The 21,978-nt window shown below is 65.1% G+C and carries 27 protein-coding genes; 16 read left to right on the top strand and 11 right to left on the bottom strand.

The genetic code is table 11. The annotated features are described in order from the left end of the window. Positions 1-43: 43 nt before the first annotated feature. Complete coding sequence (locus BVU17_14740; protein AUG48720.1) at positions 44-733, top strand: hypothetical protein; 690 nt, start codon at positions 44-46, stop codon at positions 731-733. A 1-nt stretch (position 734) separates the two neighbouring features. On the opposite strand, the gene BVU17_14735 is transcribed toward BVU17_14740, so the two are convergent. Beyond that, positions 735-1,472, bottom strand: coding sequence for a competence/damage-inducible protein A (locus BVU17_14735; GenBank protein AUG48719.1), 738 nt, complete (start codon positions 1,470-1,472; stop codon positions 735-737). 384 nt (positions 1,473-1,856) lie between these two features. Between BVU17_14735 and BVU17_14730 the strand changes: the two genes are divergently transcribed. After that, positions 1,857-2,606: a potassium channel protein gene (locus tag BVU17_14730; GenBank protein AUG48718.1), complete on the top strand. Its 750-nt coding sequence runs from the start codon at positions 1,857-1,859 to the stop codon at positions 2,604-2,606. A gap of 30 nt (positions 2,607-2,636) precedes the next feature. On the opposite strand, the gene BVU17_14725 is transcribed toward BVU17_14730, so the two are convergent. Beyond that, positions 2,637-4,721, bottom strand: a complete 2,085-nt coding sequence (locus BVU17_14725; GenBank protein AUG48717.1) for a Fe-S oxidoreductase — start codon at positions 4,719-4,721, stop codon at positions 2,637-2,639. 143 nt (positions 4,722-4,864) lie between these two features. Between BVU17_14725 and BVU17_14720 the strand changes: the two genes are divergently transcribed. Continuing rightward, complete coding sequence (locus BVU17_14720) at positions 4,865-5,485, top strand: conditioned medium-induced protein 4 (protein ID AUG48716.1); 621 nt, start codon at positions 4,865-4,867, stop codon at positions 5,483-5,485. Between the two features lie 117 nt (positions 5,486-5,602). Then, positions 5,603-6,265: a hypothetical protein gene (locus BVU17_14715; protein ID AUG48715.1), complete on the top strand. Its 663-nt coding sequence runs from the start codon at positions 5,603-5,605 to the stop codon at positions 6,263-6,265. Positions 6,266-6,295: 30 nt separating this feature from the next. Here BVU17_14715 and BVU17_14710 read toward each other — a convergent pair whose 3' ends face one another. From BVU17_14710 to BVU17_14700, 3 genes are read right to left on the bottom strand one after another with little or no spacing between them, the layout of a single operon-like run. Further along, entirely contained in the window at positions 6,296-6,880 is a 585-nt protein-coding gene (locus tag BVU17_14710) for a threonylcarbamoyl-AMP synthase (GenBank protein ID AUG48714.1), read from the bottom strand. A gap of 2 nt (positions 6,881-6,882) precedes the next feature. Then, the gene (locus tag BVU17_14705) at positions 6,883-7,392 is read right to left on the bottom strand and encodes a peroxiredoxin (protein ID AUG48713.1); all 510 of its coding nucleotides are present in this window, start codon (positions 7,390-7,392) and stop codon (positions 6,883-6,885) included. After that, entirely contained in the window at positions 7,392-7,670 is a 279-nt protein-coding gene (locus BVU17_14700; protein ID AUG48712.1) for a glutaredoxin, read from the bottom strand. The genes BVU17_14705 and BVU17_14700 overlap by 1 nt, the downstream gene beginning before the upstream one ends. Before the next feature lie 98 nt (positions 7,671-7,768). On the opposite strand from BVU17_14700, the gene BVU17_14695 reads away from it, so the two are divergent. Together BVU17_14695 and BVU17_14690 are read left to right on the top strand one after the other, a co-directional pair. After that, a complete protein-coding gene (locus BVU17_14695; protein AUG48711.1) occupies positions 7,769-9,154 on the top strand; it encodes a DNA-binding protein in 1,386 nt (461 codons plus the stop codon). A 50-nt stretch (positions 9,155-9,204) separates the two neighbouring features. Continuing rightward, on the top strand, positions 9,205-9,576 hold the full coding sequence (locus BVU17_14690) for a cupin (protein AUG48710.1): 372 nt from the start codon (positions 9,205-9,207) through the stop codon (positions 9,574-9,576). Between the two features lie 16 nt (positions 9,577-9,592). Here BVU17_14690 and BVU17_14685 read toward each other — a convergent pair whose 3' ends face one another. Then, positions 9,593-9,805, bottom strand: coding sequence for a hypothetical protein (locus BVU17_14685; protein AUG48709.1), 213 nt, complete (start codon positions 9,803-9,805; stop codon positions 9,593-9,595). A 59-nt stretch (positions 9,806-9,864) separates the two neighbouring features. On the opposite strand from BVU17_14685, the gene BVU17_14680 reads away from it, so the two are divergent. From BVU17_14680 to BVU17_14670, 3 genes are all read left to right on the top strand, one after another. Beyond that, positions 9,865-10,179, top strand: a complete 315-nt coding sequence (locus BVU17_14680; protein ID AUG48708.1) for a hypothetical protein — start codon at positions 9,865-9,867, stop codon at positions 10,177-10,179. A gap of 30 nt (positions 10,180-10,209) precedes the next feature. Further along, on the top strand, positions 10,210-10,623 hold the full coding sequence (locus tag BVU17_14675; protein AUG48707.1) for a polyketide cyclase: 414 nt from the start codon (positions 10,210-10,212) through the stop codon (positions 10,621-10,623). Positions 10,624-10,723: 100 nt separating this feature from the next. Beyond that, positions 10,724-10,930, top strand: a complete 207-nt coding sequence (locus BVU17_14670; protein AUG48706.1) for a hypothetical protein — start codon at positions 10,724-10,726, stop codon at positions 10,928-10,930. Here BVU17_14670 and BVU17_14665 read toward each other — a convergent pair. After that, positions 10,927-12,195, bottom strand: a complete 1,269-nt coding sequence (locus BVU17_14665; protein ID AUG48705.1) for a cobalamin biosynthesis protein CobW — start codon at positions 12,193-12,195, stop codon at positions 10,927-10,929. The genes BVU17_14670 and BVU17_14665 overlap by 4 nt on opposite strands. Positions 12,196-12,333: 138 nt before the next feature. Between BVU17_14665 and BVU17_14660 the strand changes: the two genes are divergently transcribed. The 3 genes from BVU17_14660 (at position 12,334) to BVU17_14650 (ending at position 15,672) form a co-directional block, all read left to right on the top strand. Continuing rightward, entirely contained in the window at positions 12,334-12,630 is a 297-nt protein-coding gene (locus tag BVU17_14660; protein AUG48704.1) for a hypothetical protein, read from the top strand. Continuing rightward, positions 12,630-13,604 carry an ATPase gene (locus BVU17_14655; GenBank protein AUG48703.1) on the top strand — a complete coding sequence of 325 codons (975 nt, stop codon included), beginning with the start codon at positions 12,630-12,632 and terminating at the stop codon, positions 13,602-13,604. Before BVU17_14660 ends, BVU17_14655 begins: the two co-directional genes overlap by 1 nt. 172 nt (positions 13,605-13,776) lie before the next feature. Further along, positions 13,777-15,672 (top strand): carbon starvation protein A, encoded by a 1,896-nt coding sequence (locus BVU17_14650; GenBank protein ID AUG48702.1) that lies wholly within the window; start codon positions 13,777-13,779, stop codon positions 15,670-15,672. Positions 15,673-15,714: 42 nt separating this feature from the next. On the opposite strand, the gene BVU17_14645 is transcribed toward BVU17_14650, so the two are convergent. Beyond that, positions 15,715-16,314, bottom strand: a complete 600-nt coding sequence (locus tag BVU17_14645) for a hypothetical protein (GenBank protein AUG48701.1) — start codon at positions 16,312-16,314, stop codon at positions 15,715-15,717. Then, complete coding sequence (locus tag BVU17_14640) at positions 16,311-16,994, bottom strand: hypothetical protein (GenBank protein ID AUG48700.1); 684 nt, start codon at positions 16,992-16,994, stop codon at positions 16,311-16,313. The genes BVU17_14645 and BVU17_14640 overlap by 4 nt, the downstream gene beginning before the upstream one ends. 176 nt (positions 16,995-17,170) lie before the next feature. Between BVU17_14640 and BVU17_14635 the strand changes: the two genes are divergently transcribed. Further along, entirely contained in the window at positions 17,171-17,386 is a 216-nt protein-coding gene (locus BVU17_14635; protein ID AUG48699.1) for a hypothetical protein, read from the top strand. Positions 17,387-17,391: 5 nt separating this feature from the next. Here the strand turns inward: BVU17_14635 and BVU17_14630 are convergent, their stop codons facing one another. Next, a complete protein-coding gene (locus BVU17_14630) occupies positions 17,392-18,591 on the bottom strand; it encodes an anion permease (GenBank protein AUG48698.1) in 1,200 nt (399 codons plus the stop codon). A gap of 126 nt (positions 18,592-18,717) precedes the next feature. On the opposite strand from BVU17_14630, the gene BVU17_14625 reads away from it, so the two are divergent. Continuing rightward, positions 18,718-18,999, top strand: a complete 282-nt coding sequence (locus BVU17_14625) for a hypothetical protein (GenBank protein AUG48697.1) — start codon at positions 18,718-18,720, stop codon at positions 18,997-18,999. 77 nt (positions 19,000-19,076) lie between these two features. Here the strand turns inward: BVU17_14625 and BVU17_14620 are convergent, their stop codons facing one another. Then, positions 19,077-19,775, bottom strand: a complete 699-nt coding sequence (locus tag BVU17_14620; protein ID AUG48696.1) for a hypothetical protein — start codon at positions 19,773-19,775, stop codon at positions 19,077-19,079. A 254-nt stretch (positions 19,776-20,029) separates the two neighbouring features. Between BVU17_14620 and BVU17_14615 the strand changes: the two genes are divergently transcribed. Together BVU17_14615 and BVU17_14610 are read left to right on the top strand one after the other, a co-directional pair. Next, positions 20,030-20,722, top strand: a complete 693-nt coding sequence (locus BVU17_14615; GenBank protein AUG48695.1) for a type 1 glutamine amidotransferase domain-containing protein — start codon at positions 20,030-20,032, stop codon at positions 20,720-20,722. Positions 20,723-20,924: 202 nt separating this feature from the next. After that, on the top strand, positions 20,925-21,962 hold the full coding sequence (locus BVU17_14610; GenBank protein ID AUG48694.1) for a C4-dicarboxylate ABC transporter substrate-binding protein: 1,038 nt from the start codon (positions 20,925-20,927) through the stop codon (positions 21,960-21,962). Positions 21,963-21,978 lie beyond the last annotated feature (16 nt).

Here is a 21,978-nt window from a genome sequence, read left to right as displayed (position 1 = left end):
CCAGACACGAGATTTATGCCGACGCCGCCGTCACACCTGACCGATGCCCTCTGAGGACAGTGACTCGCTGACCGAACAGATGCACGACTTCCTCGACGGCCTCGGCTTCGCGGACCTGACGCCGGACTACCGCGAGGAGCGCGAGGCCGCCAACGACGCCATCGACGCCGCCTTCGACCCGCTGCCCGAGGAACTCGCTGAGGACCCGGACCTCGCCGAAATAAACAAAGTCAACGTCCACGACGACGGCGACGACATACTCGTCCCCGTGGTTACCTTCCTCTTCGAGGACGCCGGCGAACCGGACCGCGACGCCGTCTGGTCGTTCGCCGGCCGGGCGCTGGAGGCGGTGCGGGAGCCGTTCGCCGACTGCCACGTCCGTCACTACGACCTCCAGTTCGCCTACGCCCACGAAGAGGAGGACGCGGTCGTCTACTGCCGCATCGCGGTCCATCCGCCGCTCGTCGAGCGGTACCTGACCGAACCGGGTTTCGACATCGAGTCACTCCGGGAGGCCGTCGCCGAGGGGGACAACGGCGACGACGAGATCCCGCCGGTCGACTGGAAGCCCTTCGACGCCGAGTCGATGGGCACGGGCGCGTACAGCGGCGGGCAGGCGGCAATCGCAGCTCACTGCGCCGGCGCAAGCGCGGGCGCGGCCGCCGCATGTACCGGCGCTGCTGCGGGAGCCGGCGGGGCCGCGGGCTGTGGCGGCGCGGGCGGCGGGATGTGAGTCACTCGCCGTCGACCGTCTCGATTCGCTCGCGGAGCCACGCCGCGGCTTCGGTGACGGCGGCGGCGTCCTCGCCGGTCACCTTCACTCGGCCGGGCGCGTCGTCTTTGCGGGGGTAGCTCCCGACAGCGACGCCGAACCGCTCGCGGGCCTCGGTGACGCGGCTGACCAGCGCCCCCTCGGGAGCGGGCGTGTGTAGCGTCTCCGTCGTCCGGTCGCCGTCGAACTCGTCGGCGACGGTCTCGTACATCGCCCGCAGTTCCTCGGGGATGCCCGGCATGACGTACACGCTGTCGACGACACAGCCGGCGGCGAAGCTCTCGTCGGTCAGTAGCGGCTGGCCGCCCTCGGGGACCGACGCCCACGCATCGAGGTCCAGGTCCATGTCGTAGCGGTCCACCAGCTCGGGGTTGTCCTCGGCGAAGCGCTCGGCCTTCGCTTCGAGGTGTGCCCGCACGTCGTCGGGAACAACGAGGTCGCGGTCGAACGCCCTCGCCACGGCGGCCTTCGTTATGTCGTCGGGCGTCCCGCCGATGCCACCGGTGACGATGACCGCGTCGAAGGCGTCGTGATATCGCGCCACAGTGTCGGCGACGACTGCCTCGTCGTCGGGCACAGTCAGGACGCGGGCGACGCTCGCACCGGCAGCCGTGAGCTGGCGCCCTAGCCACGACGCGTTCGTGTTCTCCGTGTCGCCAGCGAGCAGTTCGTCACCGACAGTGACCAGTGCGACCTCCATTATCTCGCTGTGGGTGTCTGCCGGCGTTAAGCGTTTGGCTGGCAAGTAGCGATAGATCGGGTAACCGACCCGCCTGCCGGTCCCGGTCTGAACACGTATTAATGGTATATTATGTCATTAATTTTCGTCTAGCCATATTTCGGCAACATACATATGCAAGCTCTCCTGACCACGGTGTATGGTACTTGTCACCAATTGTACTGACTGTGTCAAACGGGTCTACCCGGACCGGAGCCGCGCGCCGAGCATGGACCGCGGCGACGACGCGCCCGTCGAGGAGCCGCACACACCCCTTGCCGAGACACTGACAGACTGAACTCAGCGGCGAACTACGCCAGCGCCGGTTGTGGCGGCGCTGTGTCGCTCCCTTCGATAGCTACAGCAATGGAACTCAGCGACAGCAGTACAGACACGGACCGGTCGTTGCTCCGGCAACTCTCGAAACCAGTTCTCGCGTTCGTCGGGCTTGTCGTCGCCGGCGTGGTCGGTTTCGTCACGTTCGGCGGGGTCGGCGTCGTCAACGCACTGTTCTGGCTCCTCGACCCCACGAGCATCGAACTCCACTTTCAGAGCCACGACGGGCCTGCGAGGCTGGTCAAAGGCTATGCCATCGTCGTACTGACTGGGCTCGTCGTCGCCGGGCTGTGGACTGGTGAGACAGCGCTGTCGGCGGCCTTCGGCGGCCAGATTCAGACGGAACTCACACGTATGCAAATCGCACAGCGAATCAAGGACCTGAACGGCCACGTCGTCGTCTGTGGGTACGGGACGTTCGGACGGACCGTCGCGGAGCAGATCGGCGATACGGACACCCGAGTGGTCGTCATCGAACAGGAGGCAGAACAGTACGAGCAGGCGCTTGATGACGGCCATCTCGCGCTGGAGGCTGACGCGAGCCGCGAGGACGCACTGACAGATGCGGGCGTCAAGCGAGCCGACACCGTCATCGGTGCAATCGATGACACGAACGCAAATATTCAGATCGCGGTGCTTGCCAGCCAGCTCGCGCCTACTGTCCGGCTCATCGTCCGGGCCGGCGACCAGCAGGACGAGACCGTGGCCCGCCGCGTCGGAGCGGACGAGGTGATCATCCCTGAGGTCGTGAGCGGGAAGCAGGTCTGTGAGCGGCTGTAGCCGTCAGTGTCACCCGCCTCTGTCGCTGGCTTAGACCGCCGTATCGACTGCTTCGGCAAGGAGTTCAGTGACGCCGACGATTTCGATGTCGTCCTCGTAGCCGCCGGTTTTGCGCCCGTCTTCGTACATCGTCATGCACATCGGACAGGCGACGACGAACTTCTCGATGGCCGCGCCCGCCTCGGTGTCTTCGAGGGCCTCGCGCAGGCGTTCCTCGCTGGGTTTGCTCTCTTCTTCGAGGTCCATCCAGAGACCGCCGCCGCCACCGCCACAACAGAATGAGTCGTCCCTGTTGCGGGGCATCTCGTGGAGGTCGGCCCCGGTGGCTCGGATGAGGTCCCGCGGGGCTTCGAACTCGCCGTTGTACCGCCCGAGGTGACAGGGGTCGTGATAGGTGACAGTGTAGTCCAGTTCGGTCCCGGAGAGGCCAAGCGCGCCGGCGCTGGCGAGGTCGGCGACGACCTGCGTGTAGTGGAACACGTCGTCTTCGCCCCACTCACAGGCCTCGAACTCGGGGTACTCGTTCATGAACGTGTTGTAGGCGTGGGGGTCCGTCGTGACGATAGACTCGAACTCACAGTCCAGAATCGCCTCGGCGTTGTCCTCGACGAGCATCTCGTAGAGCCCCTCCTCGCCGACGCGGCGAACGTCGTTGCCGTCGGTCTGCTCGGCCTCGTAGAGGATGCCGTAGTCCACGTCGGCGGCCTCGAAGACGCGAGCCAGCGCGCGTGCTATCTTCTGGTTGCGCTCGTCGTAGCTGGGGTAGTCACCGACGTACCAGAGGTATTCGACCGGTTCGTCGCGGGCGTCGGGCACCTCGAAGTCGAGGTCCTCGGTCCAGTCCGGCCGGGCGCGCTCGGGGTCGCCGAAGGTGTTGCCGTGCTGGAACACGTTCATCATCGCGTCCTGGACGTGTTCGTCCATCTCGCCGGCCTCGGTCAGCCGGCGGTTCATCTCGGTGAACTGGGTGACGTGCTCGATGTCGACCGGGCAGGCGTCCATGCAGGCCATACAGGACATGCAGGACTCCATCGTGTGAGCATCGATGACTGAAGTCCCGCCGTCGGCGATGATGGGCACGTCCTCACCACCGGCGTCGCGCTCCTCGCGGTAGCGTTTCAGGTCGAGGATGACATTCCGCGGGTCAAGCGGCCGCCCAGAAGCCTTTGCCGGGCAGACGGACGAACACCGGCCACACTTGGTGCAGGCGTCGTGGTCGAGCAGCTGTTTCCAGGAGAAGTCGTCGATGTCGCTGGGGCCGATTTCGTCCGGACTCGCGTCGCTCGGCACGCCCGGAAGTCGCACCCCGGCCTTTTCGTCTCGCGCGACAAGGTTGGCAAACGACGAGAGCATGTGGAACGGCTTCGCGTAGGGGATCCAGGCGACGAACCACAGCGCGACCAGCGAGTGGCTCCACCAGACAAAGGGGTATGCGCCCGCTGCCAGCTCCGGCGTCATCCCGGCCATGACGAGCACTTCCTTGACCGACCAGCCAACGAAGCTCACCGTCTCGAAGGAGACGTCACGGACTGTCGAGGTCCCGAGAATCCGGACGCCTTCAGTGAGGTAGCCGCCGACGCCCAGCACGAACAGCGCGCCCAGAAACAGGTCGTCCTCGCGGGAGGTGTGGCGGTCGTGGAGGCGGTCGAGTTTGCGGCCGTAGCGTCGCCACAGCGCGACACCGACGCCGACGACGAACAGTAGCCCCATCGCATCCATGACGAACGAGTAAGAGAGATAGAACTGGCCGACAAAGAAGGACTCGCCGGTCAGCGGCCGGTAGAGGTCCATGTCGATACCCAGAATCGTCGTCCCGATGAGTAGCGTCAGAAAGCCCCAGACGATGAACGCGTGCATCACGCCAGCGACGGTGTCGCGGTCCAGTTGCTTCCGATTTGACAGCGCTAACTGCGCCGCTGCAACCGTCCGCTGGGGCAAGTCGTCCAGTCGCTCGAAGGGGTCCTCGCTGCCCTGCGCATAGCGGGTGACGCGATTGTACACACCGTACAGAAAGACGATGATGGCGAGCGCTGCCAGATAGTAGAACAGCGCCTTCCCCACGTCGCCGATACGCCAGAACGTCGGGCGCGTGGTCGTCTGGAGTATAGATGACATACGCTAACACGTGCTTCGTGTCCGCTTAAATCTTGCCACGCCCCGTCGCAGTCCTGCGAGAATTTGGAAACTGTTGAAAGTTTCACCGCGTTACGTTGCCCGTCCGACAGATATATGACTCCCGAGAGGTAGTATCATGTTCGATGGACGAGAAGACTGAAGAACTTCGTGACATCTTCATGGACGTCTCCGATGAGGGGGCTGTGACGGAGTCCCAAGAGGCGTCGAGAGGGTCCTTGGCCGACACTGACGAGGCCGGTGTCGCGGACCGACTCGGTGACATCATCGCGCGGATGCGCGAGCGGTACGAGTTCCGAACCGAACTCGTTGACGAGGAGCTAGTGACAGTGGTCCGACTGTTCTACGAGGGGAGCGACGACGCGACTATCGCGGCCGAGATCGACGCGGACGAGCCCGACGTTGTCGAGGGCCGACTGGACCTGCATCTCCTCCGCGAGGAGGACACAGAGGCACCGTTTGACCTGCCTGCGTTCCGCCGTCGCGTCGCCAACGACGACCCTTCGGTCGCCGAACTCGCGACCGAGTTCGATATCGACGAGTCCCGGGCCGCCCACTATCGGCGCGTCGTTGCCGCACAGGATGCTGCCCGCCGTGTCTCCCACCGATTCCAGAGTGAGTTCGAGGACGTGCTGACCGACGCCGGGCTGTCGACACAGCACGCCGCCGCCCTCCGCGAGGACGGCCTTGACGAGGCCACCGAGGATATCGACTCACTTGATTCCGGCGCTGACGTGTCGATGTGACTCCCTGAAATCTTCTGTAGGTGTCTCCCGTTGCGGTAGGCTGCCTCACTGTGCTGCTGTTTCACCGGCCAGCAGTGCGCCGAACCTTCTTGTGTGAACGCACGACCACGCACCTCCATGCCGACGCACACGTTCAGGGAACTGGAAACGGCCGCCTACTGCCCACGGAAGCTCTATTACCGCCGCCGCGACGGAGCGAGCGAGATTCCCGACAAAATCGAGTCGATTCGCCGGCTCGCCCGGGAGTACGAGCGACTGCTAACTGACGATGCCTGCCTGCTGGCGGCCCCCATCGAAGTGGGACCGGACGAGTATCGCGACCGGCTCAGAGCGCTTCGAGAGCGGCTTGCTGACTGGGACGCGCTGGTCGCCCCGACAGCGACCGAGGCCTATCTCGAAGGGAAGGACGCCCGCGGGATCGCACATAAGGTCATCGCCGGACAGGACGGTCCCGCGCCGTCGCTCGTGTTCGCCGGTCGGCCGCCCGAAGACGGTGTCTGGGAGCCCCAGACCGTGCGGCTTGTCGCCGCCGCGAAGGCGCTCGCCTGGGAGCGCGAGCGTGACATCGACACCGCCTACGCGGAGTATCCGGCGCACGGCGTGATTCGACGAATCGAGGTGAACGCGCGGCGGGCCGGGGTCTATCGCCGGGCAATCAGAACTGCCGACAGCATCGACGGCCCGCCGGGGCGGGTGCGAAACGACGCCAAATGCGAGCCCTGTGAGTTCAGCGACGACTGCGGGGTGAAGACGCGGTCCCTGCGGTCGATGCTACGCTAAGGAGGGCAACCGCGCGGACAGTCCCCCGTCTCAGTCTCGGTCATCGAGCCACGACTCGACAGCGTCGGCGCGTGCGCCGCGGCGATGAATCGTCCTGCTGGCGACGTTTACGACCGTTGACCCGGTCCCGCCGTCGGTCTCGCCGGCGTCGAGTACGACGGCGGCACGCTCGCGGATAGCGTCGAGGTCGCCGACGGTGCGGGCGCTCGGGTTCCCGGAGATGTTAGCGCTCGTTGCCGTGAGCGGCCCGGTTTCGGCGAGGAGTTCGAGCGCGAGGTCGTGGTCGGGGATGCGGACCCCGACGCAGTCCCGGCCGGCGACCAGCACGTCCGGCACTGCGTCGCGGCGCTTGACGACGACGGTGACCGGGCCGGGAAGGAACTCGCGCATGAACGCCAGTTCACGCTCACTCAGGTCGGTGTACTCGCGTGCGGACTCGATGTCGGGGACGGCCATCGACACTGGCTTGTCGCGCTCCCGTCCCTTCGCCTCGAACACCCGCTCGACAGCAGCAGCATCGAGGGCGTCTGCGCCGAGACCGTACACTGTCTCTGTGGGATAGATGACAAGCTCTCCGTCGCGAACCGCTGCCGCGGCGTCGTCGACTGTCGTCATCGTCAGAGTTGCGCTTCGACGTCGTCGTAGTCCGGGAAGTCGGGCCAGCTCTCGGCCACCCACGCGTACTCGACGGTCCGGTCGCTATCGAGGACGAACACGGACGGGCGCGGCTCCTCGATACCGGCCATCCCGTCGAGGTCCATGTCGATACCGTACTGCTGTGCGACGCCGTTGGCCGGGTCCGAGAACAGCCGGTAGTCCCCCTCTATTTCCCGCTCTTCGAGCAACTGCTTGTGCTCGTAGGGCGTCGAGATGGAGACGCCGACGACGGTGGCCTGCTCGTGCCACGCGCGGTCGCGGATCTCGTTCCAGATGTACGTCGCCGGGAACGCCCCGTCCATCGCGTGGAACACGAGCACGACCCGGTCGCTGTCGGCACACACAGACGCGAGCGACTCGTCCTCCCAGAACTCGTCGTTGACCAGCGGGCGCGTGAAATCCGGCGCAGTGTCGCCTTCTTCGGGGTGGTCGACCGGGTCGAGGTCGACGACATCGAAGTCGAGGTCCATCAGGCTACACCCCCTGCGGTCTCATCGCCCTCGCCGTAGGTCCGCTCCAGATACGCGACGATGTTCGCGCTCTCGGACATCGTAACCCCGGTGTTCTCGTCGACGATAGCGGGCACGGTCCGCTTGCCGGACAGCCGCTTGACTACGTCGCGGTCGGAGTGCATCGGCTCGACGAACCGCGACTGGTAGTCGAGACCGTATTCGTGCAGCTTCCGGACGACGCGCTCACAGAACGGACACGCCTGCAACCGGTACAGTGTGATGTCGGACTCGCTCATACTCTGTGGGACGGTACGCGTGAAAGCCGGGTAAGGGCTTCGCTGGCGACCCCTTCATGACAAGCCTTAATCCCTGCCCATTACAACTTCGACCGTTGATGGCCCTGGATCCACCTGCGCCGTTTGAGCTGCCTACAGCGATGTTGCAGGCTATCGAATACGCCGGCGTCACGATACCCCAAACCGTGGTGCTGGTCGGTGGCACCGCCGTTATCGTCTTCCTCATCGTCCTGTCGGCGTTCTTCTCATCCTCGGAGATCGCTATGTTCTCGCTGCCCGCACACCGGACAGAGGCTCTCGTTGAGGACGGCGTCCCGGGCGCGAGGACGCTCAAGCAACTCAAGGCGGACCCGCACCGCCTGCTCGTGACGATTCTCGTCGGGAACAACCTCGTCAACATTGCGATGTCCTCCATCGCGACCGGGCTGCTTGCACTCTATCTCTCTCAGGGGCAAGCCGTCGCCATCGCGACGTTCGGCATTACCGCCATCGTGCTCCTGTTCGGTGAGAGCGCGCCGAAGAGCTACGCCGTCGAGAACACTGAGTCGTGGGCGCTGCGCATCTCCAAGCCGCTCAAGGCTGCCGAGAAGGTGCTGCTCCCGCTCATCCTGCTGTTCGACTACCTCACGCGCGTCGTCAACAAAATCACCGGGGGGCGCTCCGCCATCGAGACCTCCTACGTCACCCGCGAGGAGATACAGGACATCATCGAGACGGGTGAGCGCGAAGGCGTCCTCGACGAGGACGAACGTGAGATGCTTCAGCGCACCCTCCGATTCAACGACACCATCGCCAAGGAGGTGATGACCCCGCGGCTGGACATGACCGCTGTCGCCAAGGAGGCCTCCGTCGAGGAAGCGCTGGAGACCTGTATCCAGAGCGGCCACGCCCGCATCCCCGTCTACGAGGGGAGCCTGGACAACGTCATCGGTGTCATCCACATCCGTGACCTCGTTCGGGACCTCAACTACGGCGAGGCGCTGGCCCGCGACATGGAACTGGAGGACTTAATCGAGCCGACGCTGCACGTCCCCGAGTCGAAGAACGTCGACGACCTGCTGACCGAGATGCGGGCCGAACGCCTGCACATGGTCATCGTCATCGACGAGTTCGGGACTACCGAGGGACTGGTGACGATGGAGGACCTGACCGAAGAAATCGTCGGCGAGATACTCGAAGGCGAGGAGGAAGAGCCGATAGAGTACGTTGACGACGACACCGTGACGGTCAAAGGCGAGGTCAACATCGAGGAGGTCAACGAGGCGCTGGATCTGGACCTGCCCGAAGGCGAGGAGTTCGAGACCATCGCCGGCTTCATCTTCAACCGGGCGGGTCGACTGGTCGAGGAGGGCGAGACCATCACCTACGACGGCGTCGAGATCCGCGTCGAACAGGTCGAGAACACGCGCATCATGAAAGCTCGTGTCGTCCGCCTCGAAACCGACGCGACGGAGCCGGTCGACGCCGAAGAAGCCTCGGACTGATCCCTCTCGGCAGCAGTCGTTTTACGTCGGTCGCCGTCGACAGGGCTGACATGGGCTATCACCATTTCGCGGTCGACGACATCGAACCGACACCGGACCGGCCGAGCACCCAGCGCTCGCTCAGCGACGCCGCAGACCTTGAAAACGCGGCCGTGAACCTCTACGAGGTCGCCCCCGGCGAGGACATCCCGCTCGCGTACCATTACCACGACGACCAGGAAGAACTGTTCTACGTCCTCTCGGGCACGCTGGCCGTCGAGACACCGGAGGGGACCTACGAGGTCGGCGAAGACGAGGTGTTCGTCGTCGAACCGGACAGCCCCCAGCGGGCACACAACCCCGAGTCCGCGACCGACCCGGTGCGGACCCTCGCCGTCGGCGCGCCCGCGGTGGACGACGTCCACCCCTACGAGCAGGAGTGAGCCCGCCCCGGGGGAGCTACTGCAGCGTGATGGCGTAGGTCAGCGCGAACAGCAGTATCGCGCCCGTGGCGACGTTGATGGCCGTCAGCTCCGCCGCGCCGATGACGCTCAGCCCCCAGACGATAGTGGCCGCAAACACCGTCGAGAGCACGACGTTCATCGCGATGAGTACCCGCGGGTCGCCCTGTGACCCGCTTGCCCCCTCCTCGAACCCGTTCGCGTCGCTCATGCCCACGAACACGGACTGGACGCCCCTTAGCTCTTTGGCACGGGGGCCGAAGACGTCGTATGGACGTTCGGAACCGCGACGGGGACCCGGTCGACCCGGTCCCGTTTCTCGTCTGCACCGCGATGGCGGTGATGCTGCTGTTTTCGGTCGGCCCGCTGTACGGCCTCGCCTACGGGCTCCCGGTGTGGGCCGGCCTGGCGGTCGCGACAGTCGGCTCCGTCGCCGTCGCCGCCGTCGCGTACCACCGGCTGGTCTGGACTGCCACGCCGCCCTGGGTACAGATAGCGCCGGAACTCCGGTTTCAGCGGCTGGTCTACATCGGCGTCGGCTTCGCCGTCCTGTTGCTCGCCGTCTCCGTCCCGCTTGCCCTGTGATTTACCACCCCGGTGTGCATGTGGACTGGTATGCGCGAGGTCGAACGCTCTCGGTTCGTGATGGCGCGGCCGCCGGCTGTCCACCGCACGCTCTCCCCGGAGGCAGTTGTCGCGGCCGAGGGGACGTTCACGGTGTCGGCCGTCGAGGAGGCCGACATGGGCACGGTGGTCACCGCCGCCGGCCCGGGGATGTCGGTGCCGCTCCGGTTTGAGACCCGGGACGACGGGCTCCGGTACACCGTCGAGGGCGAGGTCGGCCCGTTCGACCACCTGGAGACAGAACTCACGGTCACGCCGGAAGAGAACGGGTCCCGGCTCACGATGCGCTCGACCGTCTCGCTGAACCTGCTGCTCCCCTTCGCCGACCGCATCGCCGCCTGGAAGCGCGGCAACGAACTGGAACGAGCGCTCGACGAACTGGCGGCCGACGTGCCCGGGGGCTGAAGGCATCGATAGCGTCACTGTCCGGCCGGGCCATTGGTGTCCGTGAGACGACTGTGCACAACCACGATACGTTTAGTAGCTGTAATCTCAATGTACGATCATGAGCATCCTCGACAGCGTCAAGGAGGCACTCACGTCACAGCCCGAGGCGAAGTCTCGCCCCGACGACGGCTCACAGGGCGCGTACTGGTGTGACGACTGCGGCGTCCGCATCAGAGATGTCGAACTGGAGGGCGAGGCCGTCTGTCCGGACTGTGGCGAAGAGATGCGCTTCGAGCGGTCGGCTGGTCGTGACTGTGCCTGTTAGGGGCTCCGAATCACCGTCTCCTCGCCCTGTTCCGCCGGGAACGGCCCCGTAGACGGGTCGCCGTCACCCCACTCCTCGTCAGTGACGAGCGCGTCGTCGAGCGCCGACCGGAGGCCGTCTTCGTCGTAGTCCGTCCCGATGAACACCAGTTCCGTCCGACGGTCCCCGTGTTCGTCGTGCCAGTCGAGGTCCGGCCGGTTCGAGCGGTACATGTCCCGCTCGATGTCGGGGAGGCTCGCAATCCAGGGACCCTGGGCCTCGGCCCGTATCGACGGGCCGGCCTGCCCGACGACGACGCGGCAGTCGGTGCCCGCCAGCCAGACGGTCCCCTTCGAGCGGACGACGCTCGCCGGCAGGTCCCGCAGCGCCTCGGCGAGCCGCTCGGGGTGGAACGGCCGGCGGCGGCGGTAGGTGAAGGAGGTGACGCCGTACACCTCCTCAGGGTGGTGGTGGTCGTGGCCGTCCTCCTCGTGTGTGGCGTTGCCGTGGCTGTGCCCGTCCTCGGCCAGCGCCCGCTTCCAGCCCGGCAGGTCGGCAATCTTGTCGGGGTTGAACAGCCCACGGTCGAACAGCCGGTCGGGGTCGACCTGTGAGAAGGTCGTCCGGACCGTCTCGGCGTCGGGCTGGAGCGCCCCCACAAGTTCTTCGGCCTCGTCGAGTTCCGCGTCGGAACAGAGGTCCGCCTTGTTCAACACGACGAGGTTCGAGAGTTCGACCTGCTCGACCATCAAATCCGAGAGCGGACGGTCGCCGTCGGCGGCCGCCGGGTCGCCGCCGCCCGCGTCGGCCTCGTCTGCATCCCCGTCCGTTGTGCCGGCCCCCCGCCGCTCCGGCGTCTCGCCGGCGAAGGCGTCGAGGAACAGCCTGGTGTCGAGCACCGTCACGAGCGTGTCGACCCGATAGAGCGCCGCTACTCGCGACTCGGTGGTGAACAGCCGCGCGACGGGTGCCGGCTCGGAGATGCCCGACGACTCGACGACCAGCGCGTCGAAGTCCCGGTCGTTCGCCAGCCGGACCACCGCCGTTTCGAGGTCGTCCTGTAGCTCACAGCAGATACAGCCGTTCGACAGTTCGGCGACGCCGTCGTCCACGTCGAGTTCGGACCCCTCGGCGATGAGTTCGGCGTCGACGTTGACCGTCCCCATGTCGTTGACGAGGACGGCGATGTCGCGGTCGCCGGCTTCTGTCAGCAGGTGGTTCAGCAGTGTCGTCTTCCCGGCTCCGAGGCTGCCGGAGAGAATCGTGACGGGGATGGTGTCGCGCATACCCTCCGTTGTGGACCGGCTCCCTTCAAATCGCGCCTCGCTTCCGGCGGCCGGACACGACCGCTCCCGGCGCGTGGGCGCTGTCGACGGGGAACTGCGACAGGTTTTACTCCGTGCCTCTCGCACACACCACCCACGATGGAACTGGCCGACCGAATCGAGCGCTTCCGCCGGACGTTACGGGAGTGGGCGCGCGGGCTGTACCACGGCATGATAACGCACCCGGCCTACGAGAAAATCGAGAAGGAGGCCGAGGACATCGAGGACGCGTTCATGCTGGCCTGTTTCCCCGACGCCTTCGGCATTCCGTCGCCGGTGTCGTACTACACCGCCGAACTGCTGCCCTATCTCGAAGACACCTTCGAGGCCTGGGAGCGGCGGCTGTGGGACCGCGGGTCGTACATCGAACGCAAGGGCCAGCAGTACCACTTCTGATGGAGCCGTTCGTCTTCTTCGGCGGCAAGGGCGGGGTCGGCAAGACCACCGTCTCCTGTGCCTACGGCGTCAAGTCCGCGCGGGCGGGCCTGGACACGCTCGTCGTCTCGACGGATCCGGCCCACTCCGTCACCGACGTGTTCGACCAGGAGTTCGGCGACGAGCCGGCCCCCGTCGCGGGCGTCGACGGCCTCGACGCGATGGAAATCGACCCCGAGACCGAGAGCCAGCGCCACCTCGACAGCATCCGCAACGACCTCTCCGAGCAGGTGTCGGCGGCGATGGTCAATGAGATAAACCAGCAACTGGAGATGGCCCACCAGACGCCCGGGGCCTACGAGTCGGCGCTGTTCGACCGCTTCGTCGACGTGATGCGCAACGCCGACCCGTACGACCGGGTGGTCTTCGACACCTCGCCGACCGGCAGCACGCTCCGCCTGCTCGGTCTGCCGGAGTTCCTCGAAGGGTGGATAGACCGGCTGATGCACAAACGCGAGAAGAGCATCGACCTCTTCGAGAAGGCCGCTATCGGCAACAACGAGCCCCGCCGCGTGATGGACGGCGATCCGGTGCTTGCGCGCCTGCAGGACCGCAAGGAGTTCTTCGAGTTCGCCGGCGGCGCGCTCCAGGCCGACGCCGCCTTCTTCCTCGTGCTCAACCCCGACCAGCTCTCAGTCAACGAGACGAGGCGCGCGATCTCCGAGATGCGAGAGCGCGACCTCTCGGTTCGCGGCCTCGTCGCGAACAAACTCACGCCCGAACCGGACCCCGACGAGAACGGCCGCGGGGCCCGATACCTCCGGGACCGCGTCGCGACTGAAAACGAGCGACTGCAGGAGGTCCGAGAGACGCTCGACCCGCCGCTGGTCGCGGAAATCACGACCCGCACAGCGGAAGTGAAAGGCGACCTGCTCGACGATGTCGCCGCCGAACTCGATGTCGAGACGAACGCCGAGGCACCGTCGTTCGTTTGAGCGACCGGCCGCCGCTCGTGTACGGTCCGCGCATGACCGATAAGTAATCGGATACAGGTTTTGTCTACGGGTTGATATAGTGCGGCCGAGCGGCTTCTGACGGACTTGAGAAGTATAAGAAATATATAATAACTATTAATAGCGTGATGTTGGTTACCATTCATGCACACACATGACACAGGTAATCTGGATCGTTCTGGCAGTACTGCTGACGTTCAGCGTGGGGTATCTGGGGTATTCGAAGTACCTCGCGCGGTTCCTCGAACTCGACGACGACAACGAGACACCGGCACACAAGTACGAAGACGGGCAGGAGTACGTCCCGTCGAAGAAACCGGTGTTGCTGGGTCACCACTACTCCAGCATCGCGGGTGGGGCACCGATTGTCGGACCGATTACAGCAGGCGCTGTGTGGGGGTGGGTTCCCGCACTCCTGTGGATAGCCATCGGCAACCCATTGATGGGCAGCGTCCACGACTTCGTCTCGCTGTCTGGCTCGCTCAGACACGAGGGGAAGTCCATCGGCTACATCATCGGTGAGTACATCGGAGAAGGCGGCAAGAACATGCTGCTGTGGTTCGCCTTCCTCACTATCATCCTCGTTGTCGCGGTGTTCGCGCTGGTGGTCGCCATCGTGTTCGATGCGTTCCCGCAGGTGACGACGGCGAGCTTCGTCTACATCGCGCTGGCGCTGGTGTTCGGCGTGTACCTGTATCAACTGAATGGACCGTTCCTCCCGGGAACAGTGCTGTTCGTCGCTGGCGTGTTCGCCGGCGTGTACGTGGGGATTCTGAACCCCGTTGCGCTGTTTCCGGCTGTCGGTGACGCGAGCTACCCCGCAGGCACGATCGTGCTCGCGGACGTGTTGAACCTCGGCAGTGGACAGTGGATTCCTGGCTCCTCTGCGACGGCGATGAACCCCAACCGTGCGGCGTGGGTGCCGATAATCATGGTGTACGCGGGCATTGCGAGTGCGCTCCCAGTGTGGGTGCTGCTCCAGCCGCGTGACTACCTGTCGTCGTTCCTGCTGTACGCCGGCGTCGGCGGCGCGCTGCTGGCCGTCATTGTCGGCACGGTGTTCGGCACGGCCGCCACCGAGAGCGGCTCACTGGTCATCGCGGACTCGATGAGCGCGTTCAATGGCTTCTGGGGCGTCGAGGGCGCGGGCCTCGCGCCGCTGTTCCCGCTGCTGTTTATCACCATCGCCTGCGGGACCATCAGTGGCTTCCACTCGCTGGTGTCCTCCGGAACGACGGCGAAACAGTTGAACAAGGAGACCGACGCCCGCCTCATCGGATACGGTGGGATGCTCGGTGAGGGGCTGCTGGCCGCCGTCGCGCTGTCGACGCTCGCCGTGGCCGGTTTCGCCGACCCCGCCGGTGGTATCGGTGCTGCGCTGCCGAACTTCGCGACGGGTGGCGGCATCATCTTCACCAGCCTCGGTATCCCCCAGACCTTTGGCGCGCCGTTCATGGCGCTCGTCCTGGTGAGCTTCCTGCTGACCTCGACAGACACGGCCGTCCGACTCGGCCGGTACATGATGGAAGAAATCGTCGGGCTTCGAGCGGGCGAGACGGCCTCCGGCTTCAATGTCGGCGGCGGCATCCGTTCGACGCTCGGCGAGATCGGCCGCGGCCGCTACACGAACCCGCTCGTCCAGGCTATCCCGGCCTACCTGATGGTCATCTCCGGCGAGTGGCTCACGCTGTGGGCACTGTTCGGCGGCGCGAACCAGCTGCTGGCCGCGCTGGCGCTGCTGACTGCGACCGTCTGGCTCGCGAACTGGGACGACAACAAGCAGCTGTACTCCACGGGCGTGCCGATGGCCATCATGACGACTATCACTATTCTGGGGCTGTCTTGGCTGGCGTTCTACAGCAACCTCTACCAGAACCTCATTCAGGGCGGTGCTGAGGGGACTGCGGCAATCGCCTCTTCGACCGTCCAGATGGTACTGGCGCTGGTCCTCATCGGCCTCGCGCTGGCCCTCGTGAAGAAAGGGTACGACAACATCAGCACGGTCCGTGACCGTGGTCCCGCCGGCGCGGTCGAACCAGGCGACGACTGACACGGCGACCGCTTTTCCGTTTTCCCGCACAGACAGCGACAGCTACGCGTCCCGCGTGACCGCGCCGAACGGTACCTCATCGCCGTCTGGGGCAGTCGCTATCCCGGTCACCGCGTCTTCGCCAGCACGGACCCGGACCCGAACGAGCTTCCGCTCGCTGCCGTCGGCCGTCGTCGTCGCTGTCGTCCGCGTCGTTTCGGTCCCGAGAAGCGTCTCTGAGCCGCGTTCGTGCCACTCCGAAACATCGTTGACATCGGCATCCAGCGCAAGCGACACCACCCGGGCGTCGTCCAGCGCCCTCAGCGGGTCACGGACGACCTCGGGCTGGTCGACGACCCGCACCGCCGGGGCAGTCAGGAGGCCAAACAGCGCCCCGCCCGTCGACTCGTACACGCGCCGGAACACCGTCGCAATCACGTCCCGACGCGAGGTCAACTGGACGTCGCCGGAGAAGTCGACGGTCACCGTCGTCTCGATGGTGCGGCTATCTTCGGCAACGACCGAGTAGCCGCTGGACTCGGGGAGCACTGCCGGCGCGGCCGCGCTGGCTTCGATGGGCTCGCGCTCCTCCGGCAGGACGCTACAGCCGGCCAGCGTCGCCGCACAGCCGACGACGAAGCCACGCCGGGTCGGGAGCGTCATTTCCAGAACCGCTTGGCGAGCCGCGACAGCACTCCTTCCTCGGGCTGGGTCACGTCCTCCCAGAGGACGAAGGCCTCGACCACGTCGGCGGCTTCGCCGGCGACGGCCGTCTGTTCGTCCGGCACGACGACGCCCAGATTGACCTCGTAATGGCCGTAGTACCCGTACTTCAACAGCGTGCGCTCGCGCTGGCCCTCGACGAACGACCGGACGTCCTCTGGCAGTTCGTCGGCGACGAGGACGAAGGTGAAGTCGGTGCGGTAGTGCTCCTCGTTGGCGTTCACGCGCTCGTCGGCCAGGTCGTGGCCGAGTTCGACCAGTCGCTTTAGCTCGCCGACCGACGGCCGGTTGACGCGGCGGGCGTAGAGGTACTCCTCGGACTCGTGGTCGCCGTAGGACAGCGCCGGGTGGAAGAACTGCTTCTGATTGAGGACCCGCATCTCGCCGTAGAGGTCCCAGCGCTCGCCCCGGAGCCGGTGGTCCCGCTCCAGCGTGTAGTTGTACATCAGACGGTCGCTCACCCGGTCGAAATACGGATCGTCCGTCCAGTGTGGGACCTCCTCGACGATTTCGTCGGGCAGCTCCGACTTCGGGACCGCACCGGTGACGGGGTCTTCCCAGTCGTCCGCACCGTACTCCGGCGATTCGCCGACCGACCCGGAGTCGGATTTCTCGCTCATCGTGCCGAGTCGGGCGGGCGTTCAGTTCGTACCGGTCCCATGCCGCGGTAGCTCATACCATGCCGATACCGTGTCGGACGCTTAAGCCCGTCGGTCAGCCGCCGGTCGTTCATGGGTCGTACACGACCGCCTCGGCAGGTTTTTGATGCTGGCGCCTCAATTAATCACTAACAATAATGGGTAAAGATACCGAAGCCTGCGGTCGCTGCTCAATGACCGTCGTCGTTGACGCTGTCGACGAAACTGGGGGCGAGAAACCCCACGACCCCTTCGGTGACGACCGAATTGAGGTCGACCAGCGAGACATTGAGCGCGTCTCACCAGAGGCTTGGATGGGGCGGCTCTCGACCCGCATCAACGAAGCTGTGAGTCGCTACGTCTGGGGTCGCTAACCGAGTCACAGCGTCGCGCTGATGACCCAGAAGAGTCCGTAGCTCAGCGCGAACGCTAGCGCCAGCGAGCCGACCCAGGCAAGCACCGTTTTCCCCATCTTCTCCCGACTGACTTCGCCGCCGCCGGCGGCCGCCCCGGAGCCGACGATGGCGGAGACGATGATCTCGTTGAACGACACCGGAATACCGAAGAAAACGGCCGCCTGTGCGATGATGAAGCTCGGAATCAACGCGCCGATAGAACGCCGCGGCCCGAGCGAGGAGTAATCCTGTGCAAGCGCCTTTATCATCCGTGGCGCGCCAGTCCACGAGCCGACGAGGAGGCCGAGCCCGCCGAACAGCAGGACCCCGGTGATAGGGATAGCCGCCGTCGGCCCCTCGCCGAGCAAGGGCACCAGCGGCCCCAGCGCCAGCCCGACCTGGCTTCCGCCAGCGGAGAAGGCTACGAGACCGCCCATCACCAGCAGAAAGTGTCGCTGCCCTGCGTCTGCATCCGCTCTGATATCTAGATACAGCAGACCTCCTGCGAGCACTCCGATAAGGAGCGTGACGGCGACCATCGACGGGACCATCGGTGTCCCGGCCGCTCGCGCGACGGCACGGGCGACCGACGCCTGCTCGCTACCCGGTGCCAGCAGCACGAACTCGATGTTCGCCAGAATCACACCGACCAGCCCGCCAAGCAGCGGCACGAGTCGCTCCTCGGTAGTGGACTCGTGCCGGAGCGACCACGCCGTTCCGAAGGCGATGCCCCCGCCGACGAAGGGCGTCAGGACCCACAGCGAGACGATCTCGATGTACTTAGCTGTCGCCGGCTGGCCGCCCATCGCCAGCCCGACACCGACGACTGCGCCGGTGACGGTAAACGCTGTTGCGATAGGGTAGCCGGTGAAGATGCCGACGGCGACCAGCACTGCCGCGGTCAGCAGTGCGACGATAGCGGCGATGGCTGACAGGCCGCCGCCACTCGGGAACAGCACGAGTTCGCTCCCGACGGCTTCTGTGACGTTGGCCCCCTGCAGGACTGCGCCGGCCAGCCCTAGGATGCCCACGAAAAACCCGGCCCGCATCACCGAAATCGCGTTCGCACCGACGGCCGGCGCGAACGGAGTGGACCCGGACGACCCGGCACCGATGGCCCAGGCCATGAACAAACTCGCGGCTGACGCGATAACAAGCGTCGCAATCGTACTCGTCGCGACCATCTGTCACGGCGTTTGCCCCGCCCTGCAATGAGCCTACCGTTCGCGCGCCCTTGTGAGGCCGATTATCGACTTGGGCGCGGGCGTCACGGGCAAACGTTCAGGTGGCAGCGCGTGGTTCGCTCCCGTATGTCCGCCACTGAAGAGACTGTCCGCGTCTGGCTGGTCGAACGAACCTACTCCGACGACGAGCAGAACCTCATCATCCTCACGTACGCGACGTCTGATGGCGAACAGTACTTCCGCAAAGAACGCGCGCTGACCTCGTTTTCGGACGTGCGGGAGACGACGGCCGCCGTCGATGCCGACCCGGACAACCTCGGGTCTGTCGACGACCCGGACCTGCAGGCGCAGTACGCGGCCGAAGCGACTCGGATGGCCGAACAGCACGACCCCGGCGACGCTATCTAAGCGTCTGTGCGGCGACGCTCGCCTTTGCCCGTCTGTCTCTCGGACGCAAAATCGATGCCGCTCACCCGGCGGCGTGCTCAGTTCGTCTTCGCATCGGTCTCTTCCCCGGGCTCTGTCGCGTCCACACCCTCCGCGGCCTCGACGGCCTCGGTGACTTTTTCGGTGTCGACGTGCCAGCGGTCGACGGCCTGTTCGAAGTCGGCGAGCTTGTTCGAGACGCGCATCTTCAGGTCGTCGTCGTTGACGTTGACCTCGAAGACGTACTCGGGGCGTTCCTCGTCGCCGACGCGACGGAGGTTCGCGCTGATGAGGTCGTTGTCGAAGTAATAGGGTGCGATCTGGGTCATCACGTTGCGGTAGACGGTGTCCTCGACCTTTCGCAGGGCTTTCCGGCTGGCGGAGTCAGCCGCGCGCGCCACGTAGTCGACGGACTCACTCCAGCGCTCCATCGCCTCGTCGGGTTCGTCGAGGTTCTCGTAGGACTCGCTGAGCTTTTCGCCGGCGGTCTGGAGGTCCTCGTCCGGCCCCTTGCCGGCCTGTTCACCCTTGCCCTCGTCGACACTCGCCTGGTCAGCGGTCTTCTCGTTGACGTCCTCGTCCAGTCGCTCGTGGCTTTTCGGTCGCCACTCGTCGAACTCACTGAGGGCGTCGCTGTCGACATCCTCGTCCGAAGCGATATCTTTCAGCGCCTGCGTGATGCGCTCGCCGTGCTCGACGATGTCGACCCAGCCGCCTTTCGTCTTGAATCCTGAAACGCTCTCTTCGATGTCTGCCATGGTATAATAGATCGGTCTATGACAGCCGCGGAACCTGCTGTAATGGGCTGTCCATCTGTACACGCCGAGTTGCTGCTCAGTGAGGTTAAACGTTTCCGCTGTAACGGTGTCGTCGGTATTCGTCCAGCGAAATCACTGCCGCCCTTCGACAGCGACGCGGTGTGTCCGGGTCCTGCGAAGCGACCTGCCTGCTCGCTCTGCTTCGCTCAACACCGAACGGCCGCTTATAAGGATTGCACGCGAACAGTAGTCCGATGCCATCCGCACTATTTGTCGTAAGCGAACACGGCTACTGGGGCGAAGAATGTATCGAGCCACTGACGACCCTCACAGAGGCCGGTCTGGATATCACGGTGGCGACACCGACCGGCGAGCCGCCGGTACTTGACGAACGCTCCGTCGATCCCGACGAAGTCGGCGAAGACCTCTCGGAACACGTTCGTAAGGTCCATGAGACTGACGAGCGCCTGAACAACCCGATTCCGCTGGCACAGGCCGATGCCGACGACTACGACACTGTTGTGTTCCCCGGTGGTCACGGCGCTGAGTGGGATATCACACAAGACACGCACGCCCGTGAACTGCTGCGTGAGAGCGTCGCTGGCGACGACGGAAAGGCCCTCGTCGTCTGTCACACGGTCGGGATTCTGGCCTTTACTCGCGACAGCGACGGCGAGTTCCTCGTCGACGGCCGTTCGGTCACCGGCTTCCCGAACGCCTGGGAGGAGGGCATCGTCGACGAGAACGACCTGCTCCCCGACGGCCGGAAGCTCCCGTACTGGGTCGAAGACGAGGTGAAGGCCGCCGGCGCAGACTGGGACGCAGAACTCGACGCCGACACCAGCGTGACCGTCGATGGCGACCTCATCACAGCTCGTGGCCCACCGTCCTCGAGCGAGGCCGCCCGGACGCTGCTCGACGAACTCGGCATCGAGACGTCCGCGTAACGAGTCCTGACGTGGCAGGTTTCTGTTGAAACATAGGTAGCACTGAAATTATTGGAAAATATGACATTTCGGCTGTCAGTCTTTTTCTCAGCCACCTCCCGTCCAGCGAATAACTCTGTCACACGCTATCGCACGATATAGTCAAATAGCGACTGTATACTAGCTAACATTCTTGAATACCCCGTGCAACGTAGACATACGTATGACTAACAACTCCACGCGTAGGCGGTTCCTCAAGACAGCAGGCGTTGCAGGCGTCGCGGCACTCGCTGGTTGTGGCGGTGGCGGCGATGGCGGTGACGGCGGCGACGGCGGCATGACCGAGACAGACGGCGACGGCGGCGACGGCGGCATGACCGAGACAGACGGCGACGGCGGCGACATGGAGACCCGCCTCTCCTGGCACGCTGGCGGCACTGGTGGGACGTACTTCCCGCTCTCGAACGAGTTCAAGACGGTCGTAGAGGAGAACACGGACTTCACGCTGAACGTCCAGTCGACCGGTGCGAGCGTCGAGAACGTCGGCAGCCTCGCCAGCGGCGACGCCGACTTCGCGCTCATTCAGAACGATATCGCCTCGTTCGCGAGGAACGGCGAAGGGATTGATGCGTTCCAGGGCAACGCCGTCGAGAACCTCCGTGGTGTTGCGACCCTGTACCCGGAGACGATTACAGTCGTCACCCTCGCGGACACGGGTATCACGCAGCTCTCCGACCTCGAAGGGGCGACGATCAACACCGGCGACCTCGGGAGCGGGACCCAGGTCAACGCCCTCCAGATTCTGGAGTCGGTTGGGATCTCCGATTTCACCGAGCAGAACGCCTCGTTCTCCCAGGCCGCCGACCAGCTCCGGAACGGCGACATCGACGCCGCGTTCGTCGTCGGTGGCTGGCCGGTCGGCGCTATCGAGGACCTCGCGAACACCAACGACCTCGTCATCGTCCCGATCTCCGGCGACAACCGCGACGCGGCAAAGGAAGATGCATCGTGGTTCGCCAACGACACTATCCCTGCCGGCACCTACACCGGCGTCGACGAGGCTGTCGAAACAATTGCCGTCCAGGCGATGATCGCAACGAACGCTGAACAGCCCGAACAGACGGTCGAGTCGGTCACCGCAGCCATCTTCGACAATGTCGACGACCTGTCCATCAAGACGGACTTCATCAGTAAGGACTCCGCACAGGACGGAATGTCCATCGAACTCCACCCCGGCGCAGCGGCCTACTTCGACGCGTAACGCCGCTGACTGACGC

It is taken from the genome of Haloarcula taiwanensis, assembly GCA_002844335.1.
Classification (GTDB): Archaea; Halobacteriota; Halobacteria; order Halobacteriales; family Haloarculaceae; genus Haloarcula; species Haloarcula taiwanensis.
This window is presented reverse-complemented; position numbering and strand designations above follow the sequence as displayed.